A 19,730-nucleotide genomic window follows, 5' to 3' on the forward strand; every position below is an offset into this window, starting at 1 on the left:
GGACGGCCACCCCCCGTGACGCCCGTCCCAGCGGCCTAGAAATGGTCGATCATGTACGGACGAGCCGCGAAGACCGTGTCAAGCACCTCGTCGTCCGCCGGGGACCCTCCGGTCAGCAGGCCGGAGCGCCGAAGGGCATCCGTGGGCACACCCGCGTAGAGAGCGGAAAACGCCCCCACTCCCACATGCGTGGCGGAGTCGGCCGGCCGGGCCGGCTCCGCCGTACCCTCGCCCTTGGTGAACGTGAGCCGCCACAGGCCGGTGTTCCCGGGGCGGACGGGGTCGTCCACGTCGAGGGTGAGGTCCGCGGTCACCGAGGTGGGATAGCCGCGCGCCGAGACGGCGGTGGGCAGGTCGACGACACGCATCATCCAGGGGGTGAGCGCGACGCCCAGGACTCCGCGTTCGCCCAGCATGTGGAACACCGGGTCGGCGGGGTCGAGCGCAGCGCGGATCGACTTCGCGGTCGAGGACGTGGAGCCGAGCAGCCCCCACAGGGTGCGTGCGGTGTGCTCGGAGGCTGCGGCCAGGTGGTCGACGTGCAGGGCGTCGCCGGCCCATCGATAGACGATGAATCCGTCGTCGGCGATGTAGAGGAAGGCCCTGTCGTCGCCGAGCCATTGGCGCCACTGGACCTCGGTGGCGCAGACGGGGCCGGAGGCGCGGGCGGCGGAATATACGCGGTGCAGGATCAGCATCACCTCGGCCGCGTCGCCCGGCCCCATACGGCGTAGCGCCACGGGATGGGCGGGCCGGACCGAGCGGAGGGACTCGGTGGGGATGACGTAGTAATGCCTCGCCCCCGCGTGTTCCCACCCGCAGCTCCGGTAGAGGGGGGTGGTGCTGGGGTAGAGGGCCGAGACCGGATAGCCGAGCGCGGCGGCGCGCTCGACCACGGCCCTGATCATCGTGCGGGCGACGCCTTTGCCGCGGTCCTCGGGCGCGACGACGACTCCGGCGATGCCGGCGCAGGTGAGGGGCCTGCCGTACCACCATTGGCGAAAGTCGGCGATCCGGGCGCCGGCCATGATGCGGGAGCCGTCGTAGGCGCCGAGCAGCAGGCCCTCTTGCGCGCTCAGCGTGTATTTCGCCTTCCACTCCTCGGCCTCACCGGCGGACATGTGGCCGAAGGAGCGGACACGGATGGCGAGCAGGGCGTCGAGATCGGCTGGAGCGACGTCGCGAATCATCACAAGTCGCCAACTTATGGCGATCGCGTGGCCCGCTCCAAACGCGCGCCGTCACCTCCGGGCGGCTCGGTCCCTGACGGCGTTGGCCAGCATACGTGCGCTGTACGGACTGAGCGATCGATACGTCGGGTCGACGGCGAACAGGGTCACGGTGCCGCCGCCGCGCGTGCCGCGGAGGATCGCCGCGCGGCGCGAGGGCGGCCCCTCCGGGAGGACGTCGGCCAGGTGTGCCGTACCGGCGACGGGGAGCAGGCGGGAGAAGGACGCCAGACAATCGGCGTCCTCACCGGCCTCCAGGACCGCGGCCCCCTGCTCACCGAGGACGGCTTCGCAGTCGGACATCGCGTAGACGAGACCCTGACGCCAGATGCCGCTCTCGTCCCACGAGCCGCCGACGCCGGAGAAGACCGGGTCGCCCGGCGCGTGGACGGCGAGTTCGACCAGGCCGGTGCCGATGTTCCGTACGGCGACGCCGCAGTTGAGGAGTGCCATATGCGTCCGGCCGGCCAGGACCGCGCCGCCGTCGACGCCGATGTAGTGGCCGCCGCGTTCGACGAAGCGGCGCACGGCGTCGGCCCCGTCCGCGCCGAGGCCACTTGGCTCCTCTTCGGGTTGCCAGGGCTCGCCGAACCACAGGAGGCCGGGCCGGCTGCCGCCGAGGACGGCGTCGGGGTCGCCGTTCGGCACGATCAGGACGTCGAGGTCGTCCAGTGCGCCGTTCAGGACGTCGCCGGCCTCAAGGAGTGTGTAGGCGATGCCCTCGTGGTCGAGGAGCCGGCGGACGCCGCCCAGGTGCCCTTCGGCGGCGAAGTCCTTGACGCCCTGCCCCGCGTAGACGCCCACCGGCCGCAGCGCGCCCGGCGGGGGCGGGGAGGCGATCCACGGGAAACGGGAGGACTCCCAATCGGACGGCTGCGGGACGGCGGTCAGGTCGTCGGGCCGGATCCGCGATCGGTCGAAGCCGGGGTCCGTGGAGTCGTGCACTTGCAGCCCGAGCGTGGCCACCAGGCTCTGGTGCCTGCCGTGGGTGAGGGACAACAGGGTCCGCAGGGTGGTGTGGCGGGCTTGCGCCTGGAACACGACCAGATGGTCGGCGGTGGCGTGGACCTGCACATCGTGCATTTGCAGGGTCAGCAGGGCCCGCTGCAGCACCGCGGCGTCCTGGGCGCGCGGGATGGCGAAGTACTCCCCCGCCGCCGCGCCCGGGGGACGCCCCGCGTCCCGGACGATCGAGGTGAGGGTGTCTGTGCCGGCGGCGGCGGTGCGCAGGATGGCCATTCCGGCCGACACCTTCTGCCGCACCCGGCCCTCCCAGGTCTGGGTGCCGGGGCGGCGGGCGCTCTCGGTGATGAACGCCGTGACCCCGCGCAGGGCCATCGCCCGGGTGAACCGCGTCTCCGGGTGCTGCGCGAGGTGCGCGAACCGGGGGTCGACTGGCCGCGGCCATCCGTGGTGTCCGGTGGGGTCGTGGAGCAGCCTCTCGTCGCGCGACCGCCACTCCTCGGCGATGGCGGCGCCGTAGACGACCTCCTGGTCGAAGAGCCGGGGATCGTAGTCCCCGGGGCTGCCCGCCATCGTCGTGCCGTTCGGGCCGCGCGGCGACATCGGCGGGCAGAGGCAGGTCTCCTCGAACATGAGGCCGAGGTTGATGGAGTCCTCGTGCACCTCCCAGGCCAGCACGGGGTGCCATCGCCGCACGAGTTCCGCGAGGGCGACGCTCTCCGGCTCGATGAGGTGCAGATATTCACGGGCGACCTGGATGTCGTAGTGGTTGCCGTATGCCGTCAGCGCCGCCGCCCGGGGCCGCTCGCGCCACGTCGCGAGCGCCCGCTCACGCCCGTCCGGGTTCAGCAGCGGGACGATGAGCACGACAAGGCTCCGCAGTACGGCATGAGCCTCGTCGGTGTCGGCCGTGAGCCGGTCGGCCACTTCAAGCAGCGCCTCGGTCTGAGCGGCCTCGTTGCCGTAGTTGCCGGCGAGGAGCAGCACGGGGACGGGCAGGTCCTCGGGCCAGGGGCGGCCTGCCTCATCGCCGCCGGACGGCGCCGACAGCCGGCGCGCCGCCGCCCGCACGGCGGCCGGGTCGGCGAGCACGTCCGGCCTGGCGACGACGAGGGCGTTGACGGCGCGGCCCTCGCGGCTGCGGCCGAGTTCCTCCAGGGCGACCCGGGGGTCCGCGGCCAGCCGTTTCATGGCGTCGAGCACGCCGTCGTGGTCGAGGAGCTCATGGGCGGGCGGCTGGATGGCTTCGAGGGGATAAGTCATGAGATGGCCTTTCCTGGAAGGGGACCGACCGCCTTCACCCGGATGCGCACCGCGGGGTCCAGAAGGTAGGCGAGGGGGGTCTCGTGCACCGCGGCGATCTCGACGCCCGCCGGATCGGCGCCGGCGGCGATGGTGCGCTCGCGGGCGCGCTGGTAGAGCCGCTCAAGCCGCTCCTCCCGCCCGTCCATGCCCGCGGGGACGACCTCGTCGACCTCACGGCTGATCATGGCCACGGCGGCCCCCACGGCGTTGGCCACGTCGTGGTGCGCGGGGCGGATCAGTTCACTGCACCCGGGGGGCACCTCGGTCATCAGCCCTCCGGCGCCGCCCACCACGACGACGGGACAGTTGACGCTGGACCGCTGGATGCGCTCGATCGACTCGGCCAGCCGGGCGTCGACCGTGTCGAGGACCGCGTGGAGGCGCTCGTCCACGGCGGCCGCCAGCGCGGGGTCGCCGAGGGTCAGCCGGCCGCGGGCCACCGCCATGTCGCTCAGGGTCGGCACGTCGCCGCCGAAGACGAGGGCCGATCTCGTGAGGGCTCCGCCCACGCTGTCGGGGCCGGCGACGACGCCGCCCGGGCCCATGCGGACCACGCTGCCGCCGCCGAGGCCGAGTGACAGCAGGTCGGGCATGCGGAAGTTCGCCCGTACGCCGCCGATCTCGATCGCCGACGCCGAGGACCTCGGCATCCCCCCGGTGAGCACCCCGATGTCGGTGGAGGTGCCCCCGATGTCGACGACGACGGCGTCGGCGAGCGAGGACAGGTACGCGGCTCCGCGCATGCTGCTCGCCGGGCCGCTGCCGATGGTGAGGACGGGGCAGCGGACCGCCCAGTCGGCGGCCATCAGGGTGCCGTCGTTCTGCGCGACGTAGAGCCTGGCGGCGATCTTCAGGGTCCTCAGGGCCTCGGCGACGCCGTCGACCACCTCCTGGGTCACCGCAGTGAGGGCGGCGTTCAAGGCAGAGGCGCTCTCCCGGTCCGCCAGGCCGATCGTGCCGACCTCGTGGCTCATCGACACCGGCACATCGCCCGCGACCGACCGGATGATCTCGCGGGCGATCACCTCGTCCTCCGAGGTGACGGGCGAGAACACACCGGTCACGCTGAACGCGTCGGCCTCCCCCGCCGCCGACCGCGCGAAGCGCTCGATCGCCGCCACGTCGAGGGGGACGATGGGCACACCGCTGACCTCGGCGCCGCCGCGGACGATCTCGGAGGCCGCCACCACCGCGTCGCGGACGTCCTGAGGCCAGGCGCTCAGCACCGAGATGCCGAGGGTGGCGGGCGCGCCGATCCTGAGCACCGCGACCCGCCGCAGTCCGCGGCGCCGGATCAGCGCGTTGGTGGCGTGTGTCGTGCTCACCATGACGTGGTGCACGTCCGCGGGCCCCACCTCGGCGGCGCCCATGGCCGCCGCGAGGGCGTCGCGCACACCGTCGAGCACGTTCTCCGTCGTCGGGACCTTCGCCTTGGCGAGGAGGGTCAGGTCGGCCGCGAGGACGACGGCATCGGTGTTGGTGCCGCCGACGTCGACGCCGACGCGCACCCCGGGCCCGCGGCTCACCGCACACCCGCCGGGCGCGTGACGTCGATGTCGTAGCCGAAGGCGCGGGGGCCTGCCACTTCGAGTCCCTCCGGGGAGTGCCAGACGTCGTCACAGGGGAGCAGGACGACGGCCACCCGCTGCCCGAACTGCAACTCCTCGGTGGCGACGGCCTCGGCGGTCGTGTCGTCCAGCAGGCAGATGACGGTGGGGGTGGTCGCGACGACCTGGCCGTCCTCGATGGCGACGAGGTTCTCGTTCTGGAACTCGACGCGGATCATGCGGCCCCTGTCGTCGCCCGTGCCGTGCACGATGGCCGACCCGCGGGCGAATCCGCCCTGCGTCACCCGGACCACGTCGGCGATCTTGCCTCGGGCCAGGACGACGACGCCCGGTTTCTCGCTCAGCGCGCCGAAGGGGTCGGTGCGGTGGCGGACGAGCAGTTCGCCGAGGGAGAGCGCGTGGGAGACCGAGCCGGTGACGGCGGCGCGCCTGGCCTGCTTCGCGTCCATGGTGAACATCGCCGCGCACGCACGCCCGCCGAAGGCCACCGCGGTCGAACGGCAGAGCCTCTCGGCCCAGTGGGTGGTGATTTCCCCGCCCAGGGTCACCACGTTGTGCCGCTCGTCGGTCAGCACGACCGGCGCCACCGGCACTCCGGTGACGTGCATCGACATCTGGAGCAGCTGGGGAAAGGCCCTTCCCGCGCCGTCGGCGTCCACCACCGGCAGCCCGCGGCGCACCGCCCAGATCAGCGGGAAGAGTCCGTTGGAGCCGCCGATCTCCACGCACATCAGCGCGGCCACGGCGCGGCCGGTCAGCTCCTGGACCGCCGCCACGAGCCGGTCGCCCTCGTCCCGCGCGGGCACCTTCTCCAGGGAGACGGTGGGGGCTCCGAGCAGGCCGCACGGCATCAGGAAGTCGTCGTCGGCGAGGTCGCCGAGGCCGGCCACCTCGATCGGGCCGTGCTCGCGGATCGCCTCACGCGCCATGAGCACGGCCGTCCTGGTCTCTCCGCCTCCGCCGCCCCCCAGCAGGCCGCACCCGAGGGCGTAGGCTTCGAGGTTTTCCTCATCGATCTGCACAGCTCGCAGTCTTGCCAACCGCCGATCGGCTTTCCATGTACCGAACATACAAATGCGGAGGCATCGCCGTACTCCTGGCACACTGCTGCCATGGCATCCATCGCCGATCTGCTGCGGACGCCGTCCGGGCGATCACTCACGCACCTCGGCGGCCCCCTCGACACCCGCACTCTCCGGGCGCTGCACCTGGTCGAGGACGTCCGCGACGTCACCTCCCGGGCGCGCGACGGGCTGGCGATGCTGCCGCCGCGGGCGTCGCGGTCGACCATGGTGATCGGCGACTACCAGCTCGACATTCTGCTGCGGCAGGCGGCGGCCCACGGGGTGCGCGGTGTGGCCATCGCTCAGGACTCCGCGCCGGCGTCCTCGACCGCCCTGGCGATCGCCGATCGTTATGCCGTCACGCTGCTGCACTACGACGATTCCGCGCCGGTCGGATCGCTTGTGCTCGGCCTCGCGCGGGAGATCGAGGGCGATGCGGACCGGGCGATGCAACGCCTGGTGACGGCGTCGGCCGCCGCCGCCGAGCTCGCCGCCCGCGGCGGCACCCCGGATGAGATCGTCGCCCTGATCGGCGACCTCGTCGGCGCCGGCCTCGCCCTGTCGCCCGCCGACCCGGCGCCGGCTCCCGGCGGTTTCCCGGCTCCGGTCGTCACCGCGGCGGGCGGCGCCACCGCCACGCCCGCGGCCGCGCTCGCCGCCGCCCTCGCCCAGGCGACCGTGCGCGAGGCCCTCGCGGCGGCGCGGCACCAGAACGAGGCCCCGCTCCGGTCGCGTGCGGCCGTGGTCTCCGAGTTGCTGCTGACCACCCGCACTCCGGACGAACTCACGCTTGAGCGGGCGCGGGCGCTCGGCATCCACCTCGACGGCGTGCACACGGTGGTGGCGCTGGACGTCGAGCAGGCGGAGACGCTCGCGGTCGGCGACCCCGTGCGCGAGTTCGAGCTGATCGAGCAGATCACCGCGGCGGCCCTCGGCGAGCTGCACACCGACTCCCCGAGGTGGCACGGCACCGCGTCCGGCACCCGCATTCTGCTCGCCCGGTCCTTACCGCCGGCCGACACCGCCGCGCCTCTCGCCCGCCCCGCGGGCCCGGTGGACGCGCTGCTGGAGAGGCTGAAGGCCCGCTTCCCGGAACTTCGTTTCCGCTGCGGGGTCGGCATGCCGCACGAGGGCGTGCAAGGGCTTCGCCGTTCGGCGGCGGAGGCCAGGTCGGCGGTCTCGGCCGCGCTGTCCAAGGGGTGGATCGACAAGGTCGTGCACGTCGACGAGGCCGGGCTGCGCCGTATGCTCCTGGAGTTCTCGGCGTCGGAGGCCTCCCGCGCGCTGATCGACGAGCTGCTCGACCCGCTGGACTCGCTCGGCCCGGCGAAGGCGAAGTCCTTCATCGAGACGCTTGAGGCCTATCTCGCGTGCAACGGCTCGTTCGTCGAGACCGCCAGGCGGCTCTATATGCACCGCAACACCGTCGTCTACCGGATCGCCAAGATCGGTGAGGCGCTGGGCACGGACTTCGAGGACCCCGACCTGCGCTTCGCCCTCCAGCTCGCGTGCCGGGTCCGGCGGCTCGGCAGCACGTGACCGCGTCCGGCGGGCCTCAGACGGGCTTCACACCGCCGCTGCGTCGAGTTCGGTGAGGAAGTCGCTCACGCTGCCGCAGAAGCCCTGCGGATCCTCGTAGAACGGCGTGTGCGAGCCCCCCTCGACGACGACGAGGCGGGCGTCCGGAATGGCGGCGGCCATGGTGGCCGCGATGGCGGGAGAGGCCATGTCGTCGGAGCCGGTGATCACGAGGGTGGGGACGCCGATGCCGCCCAGCCTGGACAGCACCGACCAGCCGCGGAGCCTGCCGTCAACCTGGAAGCTGCGCCCTCCGCCGCCCCACATGACGCGTGAGATCTCCGGATTGCCGCCGGCCTGACCGCGCAGGATCGCCTCCGGCACGGGCCGGAGCTTGCAGGTGAACCTGTTCAGGTAGATCTGATAGGCCGCCGCGTATTCCGGTGAATCCGTCGTCCCGGCCTCCTCGTGGCGGTCCAGCACCGCCCGCACCTCACCCGGCAGGCGGAGACGTATGCGCCACCCCTCGCGGAGATACATGGAAAGGTCCGGGGAGGTGTCCGCGAGGACGAGACCGGCGAGCCCCGCCGCTCCGGCCAGCGCGTATTCCTGCGCGACCATCCCCCGTAACTGTGCCCGAGCAGGCAGACCTGGTCGAGGTCCAGCGCCTCGCGGACGGCGTCGATCTGCCGGCACACGAGTGCGTTGCTCCACAGGGACGCCTCGGCGGGCCGTGCCGACCTGCCCGTTCCGAGCTGGTCGAAGAACACCACCAGCCTGCCGTCGGCTCCGACGCCCTCGATCGGCTCCAGCCCGTCGTGCGACACGCCGCCGGGGCCGCCGTGCAGGCACAGCAGGGGCACACGCGTGCGGTCCCATCCCACCCAGCGGGTGTAGAGCTCCCATCCCTCGCCGAACGGGACATTCGTCTGCCCTCTCACCGCCGCACCAGCTCCTCCGCGCCCTGCCCGCCGTCTCCTCCGCCGGCCACCCATCGGTCGGGGCCGACCTGGCGCAGCTCGTACGCGGTGTCCGTCCGCTCGCGGGCCGCCCAGCGCGCGGCCGCCTCCCCGGCACCGAGCAGACCGCGGCCGGGCACCGCGGCCACCAGTGCCCGCGTATACGGGTGGAGGGGGTGGTCGAGGACATCGGTCGCCGGGCCGATCTCCACCACCGCGCCCCTGTGCATCACGGCCACGCGATCACACAGATAGCGTGCGATCGCCAGGTCGTGCAGGACCACCAGGTAGGTCAGCGACATACGCCGCTGCAGGTCGCGCAGGAGATTCACGATCTGCGCCTGCACCGACACGTCGAGGGCCGACACCGGTTCGTCCAGCACGACGAAGTCCGGCTGGAGCACCAGGGCTCTGGCGAGGGCGACGCGCTGCCGCTGACCGCCGGAGAAGGCGTGCGGCTTGCGGTCCGCGCTCGCCGGGTCGAGGCCGACGGCCCGCAGCAGATCGTCGACGGTTTCCCGATGGCCGCTCCGGGCATCGGCGCGGTGGACCTTCAGGGGTTCGGCCACGATGTCGCGCACGGTCATCCGCGGATCGATCGACGAGTAGGGATCCTGGAACAACACCTGCATGCGGGCGCGCAGCCGGCGCAGCTCGCCCGGCTTGAGCGCGCGCACGCCGGCGCCGTCGAACCTCACCTCACCCGACGTCGGCTCCAGCAGGCGCAGCACGCAGCGAATCAGCGTCGACTTGCCGCTGCCCGACTCCCCCAGCAGGCCGAACGTCTCCCTGCGGGCGATGTCGAGCGACACCCCGTCCACGGCGCGCACCCCGCGGCCCGCTCCGCCTCGCCCGCCTCGCCCGGCTCGCCCGCCTCGTCCGGCGAAGACCTTCGTGAGCGCGTCCACCTCGACGAGCGGCCGGACCAGGCCGGGCCTGCGCCCCGGCGCGGCCACGGGCTCGGGTTGCGCGCTCACGAGGTCAGGGCCAGCTGCTCGGCGGAAAAGTGGCACATGCTCATGCGGTCCGGCTCGCCGTCGAGGATCCGCGGTGCCGGCCGCGTGGTACGGCAGAGCCCGCGTTCGCCTTCGAGCGGACATCGAGGTGCGAACGCGCAGCCCTCGGGAAGGTCGGTGAGGGAGGGCGGCAGCCCGCTGAGGGCCGGGAGCGGGAGGTCGCGCCTGGCGTCCATGGCCGGGACCGACGCCAGGAGCGCCGCCGTGTAGGGGTGGGCGGGGCGGTCGAGCAGGCGGTCGCGCGAGCCGTACTCGACGACCTCGCCGGCGTACATCACCTGGACGGTGTCGCAGAAGTCGGCCACCAGGCCCATGTTGTGAGTGATCATGACGACGGCGGTGCCCCGTTCCTCGATGACCTTGTTGAGCAGAGTGATGATCTGTGCCTGCGTCGTCGCGTCAAGGGCGGTGGTGGGCTCGTCGGCGATGAGCACGTCGGGTGAGTTGGCCAGCGCGATCGCGATCATGACGCGCTGGCGCATGCCGCCGGACAGCTCATGGGGATATGCCGCGTAGCACTTCTCCGGCTCCGGGAGTTCGACGTCGGCGAGGAGTCCCACGGCGCGCTCGCGCGCCTGCTTCCTGGACAGGTCACCGTGCATGAGCAGCACCTCGGCGACCTGAGGGCCGATCCTGCGGACCGGGTTCAGCGCCGTCAGGGGATCCTGGAACACGATGCTGATCTCCTTGCCCCTGACCCGGCGCATCTGCCGTTCGCTCAGGGTGCGCAGGTCCCGCCCGTTGAGCCACACACTTCCGCCGGCGACCCGCCCCGGCGGCTCGACGAGCCCGAGGAGGGAGAGGACCAGGGCCGACTTACCGGCCCCCGACTCCCCCACGATGCCGAGCCGCTCCCCCCGCCGCAGGTCAAAACTCACGCCGCGGATCGCGTGCGCCGTCCCTCCCGGGGTGGCGAACACGGTGTGCATGTCCTTCACCGAGAGCACGGTGTCGGGCTTCATTGGTACCTCCACATCACGTGGCCTAGGAGGAGCGGACGCGGACACGCGGGTCGGCTATGCCGTACAGCAGGTCGACGACGATGTTGCAGGCCACCGTCAGGCAGGCGCTGATCATGATGAACGCCTGGACGACCGCGAAGTCCTGCTGGAGGATCGCGTCGGTGACGAGTTTGCCGACACCCGGCCAGCCGAAGACGGTCTCGGCCAGCACCGTGCTCGTCAGGAGTTCGGCCAGCACGAGTCCGCCGACGGTGATGGCGGGCAGCAGCGCGTTCGGCAGCACGTCGCGCACGATGACGCCCCAGCGTCCGCGGCCCTTGCTCCGCGCGACCAGGATGTACGGCTCGCGCACCAGCTCAAGCATGCTCGCGCGCAACATCCGCACCAGGAAGGCGTAGATCACAAACCCCAGCGTGACCGCGGGAAGGATCAGGTGAACGGCCGCGTCCCCGAGGGTCGCCCATTCCCCGGCGAGCAGGGCGTCGACCGTGTGCAGGCCCGTGACGGGCGGCGGCGCGGCGGTCGACGACGACAGCCGGCCCTCGGGGCCCGGCAGCCACTGCAGACGTTCGAAGAACACGATGAGGAGCAGCAGGCCGAGCCAGAACGGCGCCGTCCCGAGCCCGATGTACGACGACGCCCGCACCGCCGCGTCGAGCGGGCCGCCGCGTGAGTAGGACGAGATCAGGGCGCCGATCACGCCTCCGGCGAAGGCGAGGGTCACCGCGGCGGCGGCGAGTTCGACCGTTGCCGGCACGCTGCGGACGAACTGCTCGAACACCGGCTCTCCCAGGGAGTAGGAGAATCCCCAGTCGCCCCTGAAGAAATCGGCCATGTAGATGAGATATTGCGACCACAGCGGCTCGTCGAGCCCGAGTGCGCGGTGCTGCTCGGCGACCGCCTCCGCGCTCGCGAACTCCCCGGCGACCAGGCGGGCCGGGTCGCCCGGCAGCAGCCTCATGACGACGAAGGCGACCACCGTCCCGCCGAGCACCGTCAGGACTGCGCTGAAGGTCCGGCGCAGGAGGAACCTGCTCATGTCACGCCTTTCACGCCGCTGAACGATCCGCGCGGGTCGAGCACATCGCGGATGCGATCGGACAACACGCTGGTGCACGTGACGACGATCAGCATGCCGAGGCCGGGGAAGAAGGCCACCCACCAGGCACCGGTCAGCGCCGGCTCCATCCCCTCGGTGATCATGGCTCCCCACTCCGGCGTCGGCACCCGGGCGCCGAGTCCGAGGAACCCGAGGGCGGCCACCGAGAGGATGACGGAGCCGTAGGTGGCGGTGGCCTGCACCACGAGGACGGAGACCATGTGCGGCAGCACATGCGCGCGGATCAGCCGGGCTCTCCCCATGCCGAGGGCGACCGCCGCCTCGACCATGGGGAGAGCGGTGATGCGCAGCGTCTCGCTCCGCGCGACGCGGGCGAACCACGGGATCGTGCCGATGGTGACGCCCGCGGTCGCCGACGGGAGCCCGCTGCCCAGGCTGATGGTCACCGCCATGGTGAGCATCAGCGTGGGGAAGGCCATCAGCGCGTCCATGACCCGCATGAGCACCTCGTCGACGGCGCCGCCGGCGAGCCCCGAGGTCAGCCCGATCAGCAGACCGGCCAGCGCCCCCGTCACGACGGCGACCAGGCCGATCAGCAGGGAGATCCGCGCTCCCTCGCCGAACCTCGCCAGCACGTCCCTGCCCACCCCGTCGGTCCCCATCGGGTGGGCGAGGGACGGCGCCTCCAGGATCGAGCCGAAGGTCGTCGTCATGGCGTCGTGGGGCCACAGCACCGGCACGGCTGCCGCCGCGGCCACCACCAGCCCGAGGACCGCGGCGGCAGCGACGGTGGCGCCGCCGCCGCGCAGCAGCGCCCGCCGTGTTCTCCGCATACCGAGGTCCGTCATTTCCAGGTCGAGAAGTTCGGATGCACCGAGTAGTGCAGGGAACTCATCGAGCCGTCCATCGCCACCATGGCCGGAACCGACCAGAACTTCAGCTTGGGCGACGCCTCCACCCAGGCCGCGGTGACCTTGTCCCAGTGCTCCTGCCGCTTATCGGCATCCATCGTCTGCCGTGCCGCCGCCCAGTTGGTGTCCGCCTCCGGGACGCAGATCTTGGTGATGTTGTACGGCGAATCGCATGACATGTCATACGAGAGGAGATAGCCGGGGTCCACGATGCCGGGTCCCCCGGAGATCACGATCGCCTCGTAGGCGCCGCTGTTGAGGATCTTCGCCCGCTCGGAGGGCGGGATCTCCCGCACGGTGACCTTGACGTCCACCTTCGACAACACGCTCTGCACGGCTGTCGCGAACTCGCTCAGCTCTTCCTGGCCCGCCGGGATGGACAGTTCGAAGGTGACCGGCGTGGGCACGCCGGACTCCGCGATCAGCTTGCGGGCGAGGTCGGGGTCGTATTGACGCTGGCGGCTGCCCTCGGCGTTGTAGCCCACCATGTCGGGCGGCATCGGCCCGTAGAACGGTTCGCCGTATCCCTGACCCACGGACGCCAGCATCTCCTGATAGGGGAACGCGTGGGTGAGGGCCCTGCGCAGCTTCTCGTTGGCGAACGGCGCGTATCTCCAGTTGAGGGCGATGTCCAGGCTGAGGGCTGAGGGGAAGGCAGCGACCTTGCAGCACGGGTTGCCTTCGAGGCTTCTGGCCGCCTTCTTGGACAGACCCACCGTGACATCGGCCTTGCCGTTGCGGGCCTGGAGCAGCAGCGTCGAGGTGTCGGTGATGAAGTTGACCTGGACGTTCTCCGAGGCCGGCCGTTTTCCGTGGTAGGCGGGATTGGCGGCCAGGGTCGCGCTCCGGCCGGGCTCATAACTCTTCAGCACGAAGGGGCCGCTCGCGCCGGCCGGGTTGTTGGCGAAGTGGGTGTTCGCCTTGCCTTTGGCGATCCCGCCGTGGGCCTCGATCACCGTGGGATCCACGATGGAGGCCGCCGGCTGGGCGAGTGCCTGCAGGAAGTTCGGGTCCGGCCACCTCAGCTCTACGGACACCGTCGCGGGGTCGACCACCTCGACCTTCTTGATCAGCGCGGGCTTGTCGTAGCCGTCGTTGAGGTAGCTCTTGCCGCACATGCCCATCGTCAGGGTGCGGTCCAGCGAGTACTTCACGGCCTTCGCGTCGATCGGAGCGCCGGAGGCGAACTTCGCCCCGCCGGCCAGCTTGAAGGTGTAGGTCTTGCCGTCGTCGCCGATCTCCCACGATGTCGCGAGGTCGGGCCGGTACGCGCCCGGGTCGAAGATCGTGGTTCCGGGCGCGGGGCCGGGCTTGACGCCGTAGTCGACGAGTCTGCTGTAGAGGTTGTCCATCAGGTGCATGTCGTTCACCCCGCACGCCACAGCGGGGTCGAGCGTCGTCGGGGCTCCGAGGATGTTCACCAGCAACGGGCCCTTTCGCCCCGTGTCGGCTTTCCTCACATCAGGCGTGGAATCGGCCCCCGCGCAGCCGGAGGCCAGGACGACCGTCGTCAGGACGGCGGCCCCCAGCCGTGATCTCTTTCCCATCATCCCTTCACCCCTCCTCTCCTTGTGTCGGTATCTGGCGCCACTGAAAAGGGATTGTGTCGAGCGCCGTCGCGGCCAACTAGGTATCGAGCGCACAAGAAGTCGGGACTTATTGGACTGCAAGGCCAAGCCGGAGCCGCCGTTGCCGAGCCGAGACAGAACCGTGACGGGACCGCGTCTACCTGCGAGGAGACACCCGACCACCGGGCCGGGCGGCAGGTGAGGGCGGCAGGCGGCCGGGCCGGGGGCGCCGCCAGGCCCTTCCGGCGGGGCGATGGTATGTTGAAAATGATTTCCGTTATCTTTATGGAGTTCATGCGCCGTGCGTTCTTCCCCCCGCCTCGCCCCCTCCTCCGCGGAGGCATCCGCGGAGAGTGAGCCTCGCCGCCGCTTATCCCCCGCGGCGACGGTCGCGCTCGCGGCCGGCCTGCCGATCGCCCTCACCGTGTCCGTCGTGGCCGCCGTCGGGATCGGTTCTGCCGTGATCCCGCCCGCCGAGACGGCGCGCTATCTCTGGGCCGCGCTCACCGGTGGCTCCATCACCGCCGACGAGGTCACGACGTACCAGATCATCTGGCAGGTGCGCACGCCGCGGGTCCTGCTCGCGGCGACCGTCGGCGCGGGTTTGAGCGTCGTCGGCGTCGCCGTACAGGCGATGGTCCGCAACGCGCTGGCCGACCCCTTCGTGCTGGGTGTCTCCTCTGGGGCCTCCGTGGGAGCGGTCTCGGTCAGCCTCTTCGGCGCGCTGACCGCCTTCGGCGTCTACGCGGTGTCGGCGGGCGCGTTCCTCGGTGCGCTGCTCGCCTCGGCGCTGGTATACGCGGCGGCGCGCGGCCGTGCGGGCCTCACCCCGCTCCGGCTGGTGCTCACAGGGGTGGCGATGTCGTTCGCCCTCCAGGCCGTCATGAGCGTGATCATCTACCTGGCGCCCGACGGTGAGGCGACGAGCATGGTCCTCTACTGGACGATGGGCAGCTTCGGGGCCGCCACCTGGGGCTCCCTGCCTGTGGTGGCCGCCACCGTGCTGATCGGCACCGTGCTCCTGCGGCGCCACGGGCGCACCTTGGACGTGATGGCTCTCGGGGACGAGGTCTCGGCGAGCCTCGGTGTGGACAGTGCGCGGATCCGCACGAGGCTGTTCGTCCTCACCTCGCTTCTCACCGGGGCGATGGTGGCGGTCAGCGGCGCGATCGGTTTTGTGGGCCTGGTCATGCCGCACCTGATCCGGCTCGTGGTCGGCGCGGGGCACACCCGGGTGCTGACCGTCGCCCCGGCGGTCGGCGCGATCTTCATGGTCTGGGTCGACCTGCTCGCGCGGACGCTCGTGGCACCCAGGGAACTGCCCGTCGGCGTGATCACGGCGCTGGTCGGGGTGCCGGTGTTCATCGTCCTGATGCGCCGCCGCGGCTATCTGTTCGGAGGGCGCTGACCGTGGAACTCCGCATGGACGGCATCTCGGTGTCCCTGAGCGGCAGGGACCTCGTCCGCGACCTGTCGCTGAACGTCGGAAGCGGCCAGGTCGTCGGCCTGATCGGACCCAACGGCAGCGGCAAGACCACGGCCCTGCGGTGCGCCTATCGCGCGCTCAGGCCGACGGCGGGCACCGTGTGGCTCGGCGGGGAGGACCTCGCCGCGCTCTCCCTGCGGCACAGCGCGCAGTCCGTCGCCGTTCTCACCCAGGAGGACGGCACCGACCTCGACTTCACCGTCGAGGAGATCGTCGCCCTCGGCCGCACCCCGCACCTGCGCGGCAACCAGGCGCTCAGCGCGCGCGAGCGGGAGGTGTGCCGCCACGCGATGGAACGGCTGGAGGTCCTGCACCTGGCCGGCCGCAGCGTGCTCACCCTGTCGGGCGGCGAGCGCCGGCGGGTGCTCGCCGCGCGCATGCTGGCGCAGGAAGCCCGAGTCCTGATCTTGGACGAGCCGACCAACCACCTCGACGTGCGCCACCAGCTCGACCTCCTGTCGCTGCTGCGCGGGAGCGGGCTGACCGTGCTCGTCACCCTGCACGACCTGAACCTGGCCGCCGCCGCCTGCGACCGCCTGGGCGTGCTCTCACGCGGCGAACTCGTCGCCTCCGGAACGCCCGCCGAGGTGCTCACCCCCCGTCTCATCCGGGAGGTCTTCGGCGTGACGGCGAGCGTCGTGCCCCATCCACTGACCGGGGACCCGCAGCTCCTCTACAGCCTGTCCGGCTCCCCCTCCCTTGAGAACGGATAAGACCATGCCCACGACGCCCCCTAGCACTCAAGCACGCATCGCCGCCGCCGTGGTCGCCGTGCTGGGCCTGACCTCCTGCGGCGCCCAGGTGGATTCCACCGGCGCCCAGACCCCCAAGACAACGGTGAACAGATGCGGGGAGAAAGTCGAATACACCATGCCGCAACGCGCCGTGGTCTACGAAGGCGGCAGCGCGGACAAGATGTTCGCGCTCGGGCTCACCAAGCACGTGTACGGCTATGTCATGCCACCGGCGAACCCGCCGGTCGAGGAGTCACCGTGGGCCGAGGAGTACGCCAAGGTGAAGTTCCTCAGCGACGACCTGCTCAACCGCGAACTCGTGGTCGACGCGAAGGCCGACCTCGTCGTCGCCGGGTGGAACTCCGGGTTCAGCGACCAGCGCGGCATCACCCCCGCGATCCTGGACGGCCTCAACATCCAGAGCTTCATGCACAGCGAGTCGTGCTTCAACTATCCGAAATATCCGGAGGAGCACCCGCCCTTCGCGGGGTTGTACACCGACTTGGAGCGCCTCGGACAGATCTTCCGGGTCGAGGAGCGAGCCGGAAAGGTCGTCTCCGACCTCAAGAAACGCGTGACCGCGGTCCAGCAGAAGGCGCCCAAGGGCGATCCCGTCCCGGTGTTCCTGTACGACTCGGGCACCGACCAGCCCTTCACCGCGGGCAACCACGTGCCGCCCCACGACATCATCCACCTGGCCGGCGGCCGGAACATCTTCCACGACCTCGACGCCCGCTGGACCAAGGTCACCTGGGAGGCGGTCGTCAAGGCCAAGCCCGAGGTGATCATCATTCTCGACTACGGCGACAAGCCCGCCACGGAGAAGATCGAGTTCCTGAAGTCCTTCCCCACCACAAGCAAGCTGCCCGCCGTGGTCAAGAACAACTTCCACATCCTGGACTACAACGAGGGCATCAGCGGGCCGCGGAACATCGACGGCCTTGAGGGCTTCGCCGACTACCTGCGGAACCTGAAGAACTGAGGCCGTGCGGCGGTCGGCGAGCCTCAGGGCCCGCCGCCGCCCGGCCGCTGGGAGAAGTGCCGCGACCCACGCACGAGCGCGGCCAGCGCCGGGGCCGCGAAGCAGACCAGAGCACACGCCAGGAGTACGGCATGAGCCCCGAAGGCGTCGATCGCCGGAGCTATCAGGACCAGGCCGACCGGCGCCAGGCCGTACGACATCAGGAAGTCCAGGGAGGAGACCCTGGCGAGCATCTTCGGATCCACCTCCCGCTGGGTGGCCGTGAACCACGGCACGTTGAAGAGCTCGATGCCCAGGCCGGCAAGGACGTAGGCCGCCACGACCAGCGCCGGATGCACGGGCAGGACCAGGCTGAGCGGGGCGAGGCCGTAGCACGCCAGCCCCGCGAGCGCGGCCCACCCCTGCGACCGCGGACGCCATCGCGCGATGAGCAGCGCACCGGCGAGCGCCCCCGCCGTGTACGCCGTCAGGGCCGCGGCCAGCACGGCCTCGGTGCCGTACCGATCCCGGCTGATCAGCGGGAGCGCGACCCCTGTGGCCGAATATCCGGTCGCGATCACGGCGGTCAGGGCGGCCAGCCCGGCCAGGAACCAGGGGTGCCTGCCCGCCTCGCGGACACCTTCGAGGAACTGGGTGTGGAAGCGGGCGCGCGGGGCGCTGTCCACGGCCTCGCCGTTGGGGGCACGCCCGCCAGGCGGCGCCAGTGCCGTGGCGAGCCAGAGCACGGCGGTGCCCAGGAGGAGCGTCCGCACATCGACCACGACGGCGAGCAGCGCCGTCAGACCGGGCGCCGTCAAGGTGGTGATCCGTACGGCCAGGGTCATCGCGGCGTTGGCCTGCTGACGCCGCGCGCCGTCGGCGACCTCTGCGGTGAGCGCCTGGAACGCGGGCCGGCAGGCCCCCTGTCCCGCGCCGACCGCGATCGCCGCCACCGCCATCAGCACCGCGGACCGTCCAAGCCCCACGGCGATGACGGGAGTGGCCACCGCGGCGAGCAGGCCGGCGCAGCGAGCGACGCTCGTGCGGGAATGCCGGTCGGCCAGGACTCCCCCGACCGGGACCGCGAGGAGAAAGCCCGCCGTGCGCGCGGCCAGCACCACACCGAGCTCCACCGGGGAAAGCGCACGCTCCAGCACCGCCAAGCCGAGGACGAACGGCAACGCCCAGGTCGCGAGCCCGGACGCGGTCGTCGCCGACCACAGGCGGACAAAGGCGGGTTCACGCAGAATCGAGCGCGTGGGGGGCAGGGGGGAAGTCGTCACAGGTGTCCTTGTCCTCGGGTCAAGTCCCGGCAGCTCGACCCGAGGAGCACATGCCCGTCGCCGTCATGCTCCGCGTGTGCCGTCGAAGCAGGCAAACTATACGGACGACACTATACTGAAAACCGTTATCGAATTCACCCCATCTTTCTTTGCCGTACACCTTCTTGCGGGGGGCGCCCAGGACTTCCACGCCCGGCCGGCTCTTGCTGGTCTTGTAGGCGACGAATATTTCGGTGACCGAAACCGTCTGACGACCCTTGACCTTGACTGACGAGGTGAGAAAACGAGGGCCGCTCTCGCGCACCCAGAGACAGCGGACCACACCCAGTGTGGGGCACGTCATAAAAAACGGCCCTCAGGGAGAAACCCCCCAAGGGCCGAGGCGTAAGGCGGCTAGTCGAGCTTCGCCAGGATCTCGTCGGAGACGTCGAAGTTGGCGTAGACGTTTTGCACGTCGTCGCTGTCCTCAAGCGCGTCGATGAGGCGGAAGACCTTGCGTGCGCCGTCCTCGTCGAGCGGGACCGACATCGACGGCATGAACGCCGCGTCGGCCGACTCGTAATCGATGCCGGCGTCCTGGAGGGCCGTGCGCACGGGGATGAGGTCGCCGGCCTCGGAGACCACCTCGAAGGACTCGCCGAGGTCGTTGACCTCCTCGGCGCCCGCGTCGAGCACGGCGGTGAGGACGTCGTCCTCGCTCAGGCCGCTCTTGGGCACGATCACGACGCCCTTGCGGTTGAACATGTAGGACACCGAGCCGGGGTCGGCCATGGAGCCGCCGTTGCGGGTCATGGCGACGCGCACCTCGGAGGCGGCGCGGTTGCGGTTGTCGGTGAGGCACTCGATGAGCACGGCGACGCCGCCGGGAGCGTAGCCCTCATACATGATCGTCTGCCACTCGGCGCCGCCGGCCTCCAGTCCGCCGCCGCGCTTGCGGGCACGCTCGATGTTGTCGAGGGGCACGGAGTTCTTCCGCGCCTTGGTGATGGCGTCGTAGAGGGTGGGGTTGCCGTCAGGGTCGGGGCCGCCGGTGCGGGCCGCCACCTCGATGTTCTTGATGAGCTTCGCGAAGAGCTTGCCGCGCTTGGCGTCGAGCGCCGCCTTCTTGTGCTTCGTCGTCGCCCATTTGGAGTGGCCGGACAT

General features: G+C 71.1%; 16 protein-coding genes and 1 pseudogene. 4 read left to right on the top strand and 13 right to left on the bottom strand.

Going from position 1 to position 19,730, the window contains the following annotated elements; all coding sequences use genetic code 11:
* Positions 1-35: 35 nt before the first annotated feature.
* Genes Ssi02_RS27085 through Ssi02_RS27100 form a run of 4 tightly spaced genes read right to left on the bottom strand, consistent with a single transcriptional unit; the run spans position 36 to position 6,087 of the window.
* The gene (locus tag Ssi02_RS27085; protein ID WP_239129775.1) at positions 36-1,190 is read right to left on the bottom strand and encodes a GNAT family N-acetyltransferase; all 1,155 of its coding nucleotides are present in this window, start codon (positions 1,188-1,190) and stop codon (positions 36-38) included.
* 51 nt (positions 1,191-1,241) lie between these two features.
* Entirely contained in the window at positions 1,242-3,455 is a 2,214-nt protein-coding gene (locus Ssi02_RS27090; protein WP_204030398.1) for a M14 family zinc carboxypeptidase, read from the bottom strand.
* The gene (locus Ssi02_RS27095; protein ID WP_239129778.1) at positions 3,452-5,023 is read right to left on the bottom strand and encodes a hydantoinase/oxoprolinase family protein; all 1,572 of its coding nucleotides are present in this window, start codon (positions 5,021-5,023) and stop codon (positions 3,452-3,454) included. The genes Ssi02_RS27090 and Ssi02_RS27095 overlap by 4 nt, the downstream gene beginning before the upstream one ends.
* A complete protein-coding gene (locus Ssi02_RS27100; protein ID WP_204030399.1) occupies positions 5,020-6,087 on the bottom strand; it encodes an S-methyl thiohydantoin desulfurase family protein in 1,068 nt (355 codons plus the stop codon). The genes Ssi02_RS27095 and Ssi02_RS27100 overlap by 4 nt, the downstream gene beginning before the upstream one ends.
* A gap of 90 nt (positions 6,088-6,177) precedes the next feature.
* Between Ssi02_RS27100 and Ssi02_RS27105 the strand changes: the two genes are divergently transcribed.
* Positions 6,178-7,668 carry a PucR family transcriptional regulator gene (locus Ssi02_RS27105; RefSeq protein WP_204030400.1) on the top strand — a complete coding sequence of 497 codons (1,491 nt, stop codon included), beginning with the start codon at positions 6,178-6,180 and terminating at the stop codon, positions 7,666-7,668.
* Between the two features lie 27 nt (positions 7,669-7,695).
* On the opposite strand, the gene Ssi02_RS27110 is transcribed toward Ssi02_RS27105, so the two are convergent.
* From Ssi02_RS27110 to Ssi02_RS27135, 7 genes and pseudogenes are all read right to left on the bottom strand, one after another.
* On the bottom strand, positions 7,696-8,268 hold the full coding sequence (locus Ssi02_RS27110) for an alpha/beta fold hydrolase (RefSeq protein WP_204030401.1): 573 nt from the start codon (positions 8,266-8,268) through the stop codon (positions 7,696-7,698).
* A gap of 59 nt (positions 8,269-8,327) precedes the next feature.
* Positions 8,328-8,642: pseudogene (locus Ssi02_RS39945) on the bottom strand (hypothetical protein); the annotation flags it as partial.
* The gene (locus Ssi02_RS27115) at positions 8,585-9,583 is read right to left on the bottom strand and encodes an ATP-binding cassette domain-containing protein (protein WP_204030402.1); all 999 of its coding nucleotides are present in this window, start codon (positions 9,581-9,583) and stop codon (positions 8,585-8,587) included. The gene Ssi02_RS27115 and the pseudogene Ssi02_RS39945, both read right to left, overlap by 58 nt.
* Positions 9,580-10,584 carry an ABC transporter ATP-binding protein gene (locus Ssi02_RS27120; protein ID WP_204030403.1) on the bottom strand — a complete coding sequence of 335 codons (1,005 nt, stop codon included), beginning with the start codon at positions 10,582-10,584 and terminating at the stop codon, positions 9,580-9,582. Before Ssi02_RS27120 ends, Ssi02_RS27115 begins: the two co-directional genes overlap by 4 nt.
* A 22-nt stretch (positions 10,585-10,606) precedes the next feature.
* On the bottom strand, positions 10,607-11,623 hold the full coding sequence (locus tag Ssi02_RS27125; RefSeq protein ID WP_204030404.1) for an ABC transporter permease: 1,017 nt from the start codon (positions 11,621-11,623) through the stop codon (positions 10,607-10,609).
* Entirely contained in the window at positions 11,620-12,477 is an 858-nt protein-coding gene (locus Ssi02_RS27130) for an ABC transporter permease (RefSeq protein WP_204030405.1), read from the bottom strand. The genes Ssi02_RS27125 and Ssi02_RS27130 overlap by 4 nt, the downstream gene beginning before the upstream one ends.
* An 11-nt stretch (positions 12,478-12,488) precedes the next feature.
* Entirely contained in the window at positions 12,489-14,102 is a 1,614-nt protein-coding gene (locus Ssi02_RS27135; RefSeq protein WP_204030406.1) for an ABC transporter substrate-binding protein, read from the bottom strand.
* Between the two features lie 322 nt (positions 14,103-14,424).
* Between Ssi02_RS27135 and Ssi02_RS27140 the strand changes: the two genes are divergently transcribed.
* Genes Ssi02_RS27140 through Ssi02_RS27150 form a run of 3 tightly spaced genes read left to right on the top strand, consistent with a single transcriptional unit; the run spans position 14,425 to position 17,325 of the window.
* Entirely contained in the window at positions 14,425-15,531 is a 1,107-nt protein-coding gene (locus Ssi02_RS27140) for a FecCD family ABC transporter permease (protein ID WP_204030407.1), read from the top strand.
* Between the two features lie 2 nt (positions 15,532-15,533).
* Positions 15,534-16,322, top strand: coding sequence for an ABC transporter ATP-binding protein (locus Ssi02_RS27145; protein WP_204030408.1), 789 nt, complete (start codon positions 15,534-15,536; stop codon positions 16,320-16,322).
* Positions 16,323-16,326: 4 nt separating this feature from the next.
* Positions 16,327-17,325: an ABC transporter substrate-binding protein gene (locus Ssi02_RS27150; protein ID WP_204030409.1), complete on the top strand. Its 999-nt coding sequence runs from the start codon at positions 16,327-16,329 to the stop codon at positions 17,323-17,325.
* Between the two features lie 23 nt (positions 17,326-17,348).
* Here the strand turns inward: Ssi02_RS27150 and Ssi02_RS27155 are convergent, their stop codons facing one another.
* Positions 17,349-18,587: an MFS transporter gene (locus Ssi02_RS27155; protein WP_239129781.1), complete on the bottom strand. Its 1,239-nt coding sequence runs from the start codon at positions 18,585-18,587 to the stop codon at positions 17,349-17,351.
* A gap of 393 nt (positions 18,588-18,980) precedes the next feature.
* Entirely contained in the window at positions 18,981-19,730 is a 750-nt protein-coding gene (locus Ssi02_RS27160; RefSeq protein ID WP_204030410.1) for a YebC/PmpR family DNA-binding transcriptional regulator, read from the bottom strand.

Source organism: Sinosporangium siamense (assembly GCF_016863435.1).
In the GTDB taxonomy this organism is placed as follows: Bacteria; Actinomycetota; Actinomycetes; order Streptosporangiales; family Streptosporangiaceae; genus Sinosporangium; species Sinosporangium siamense.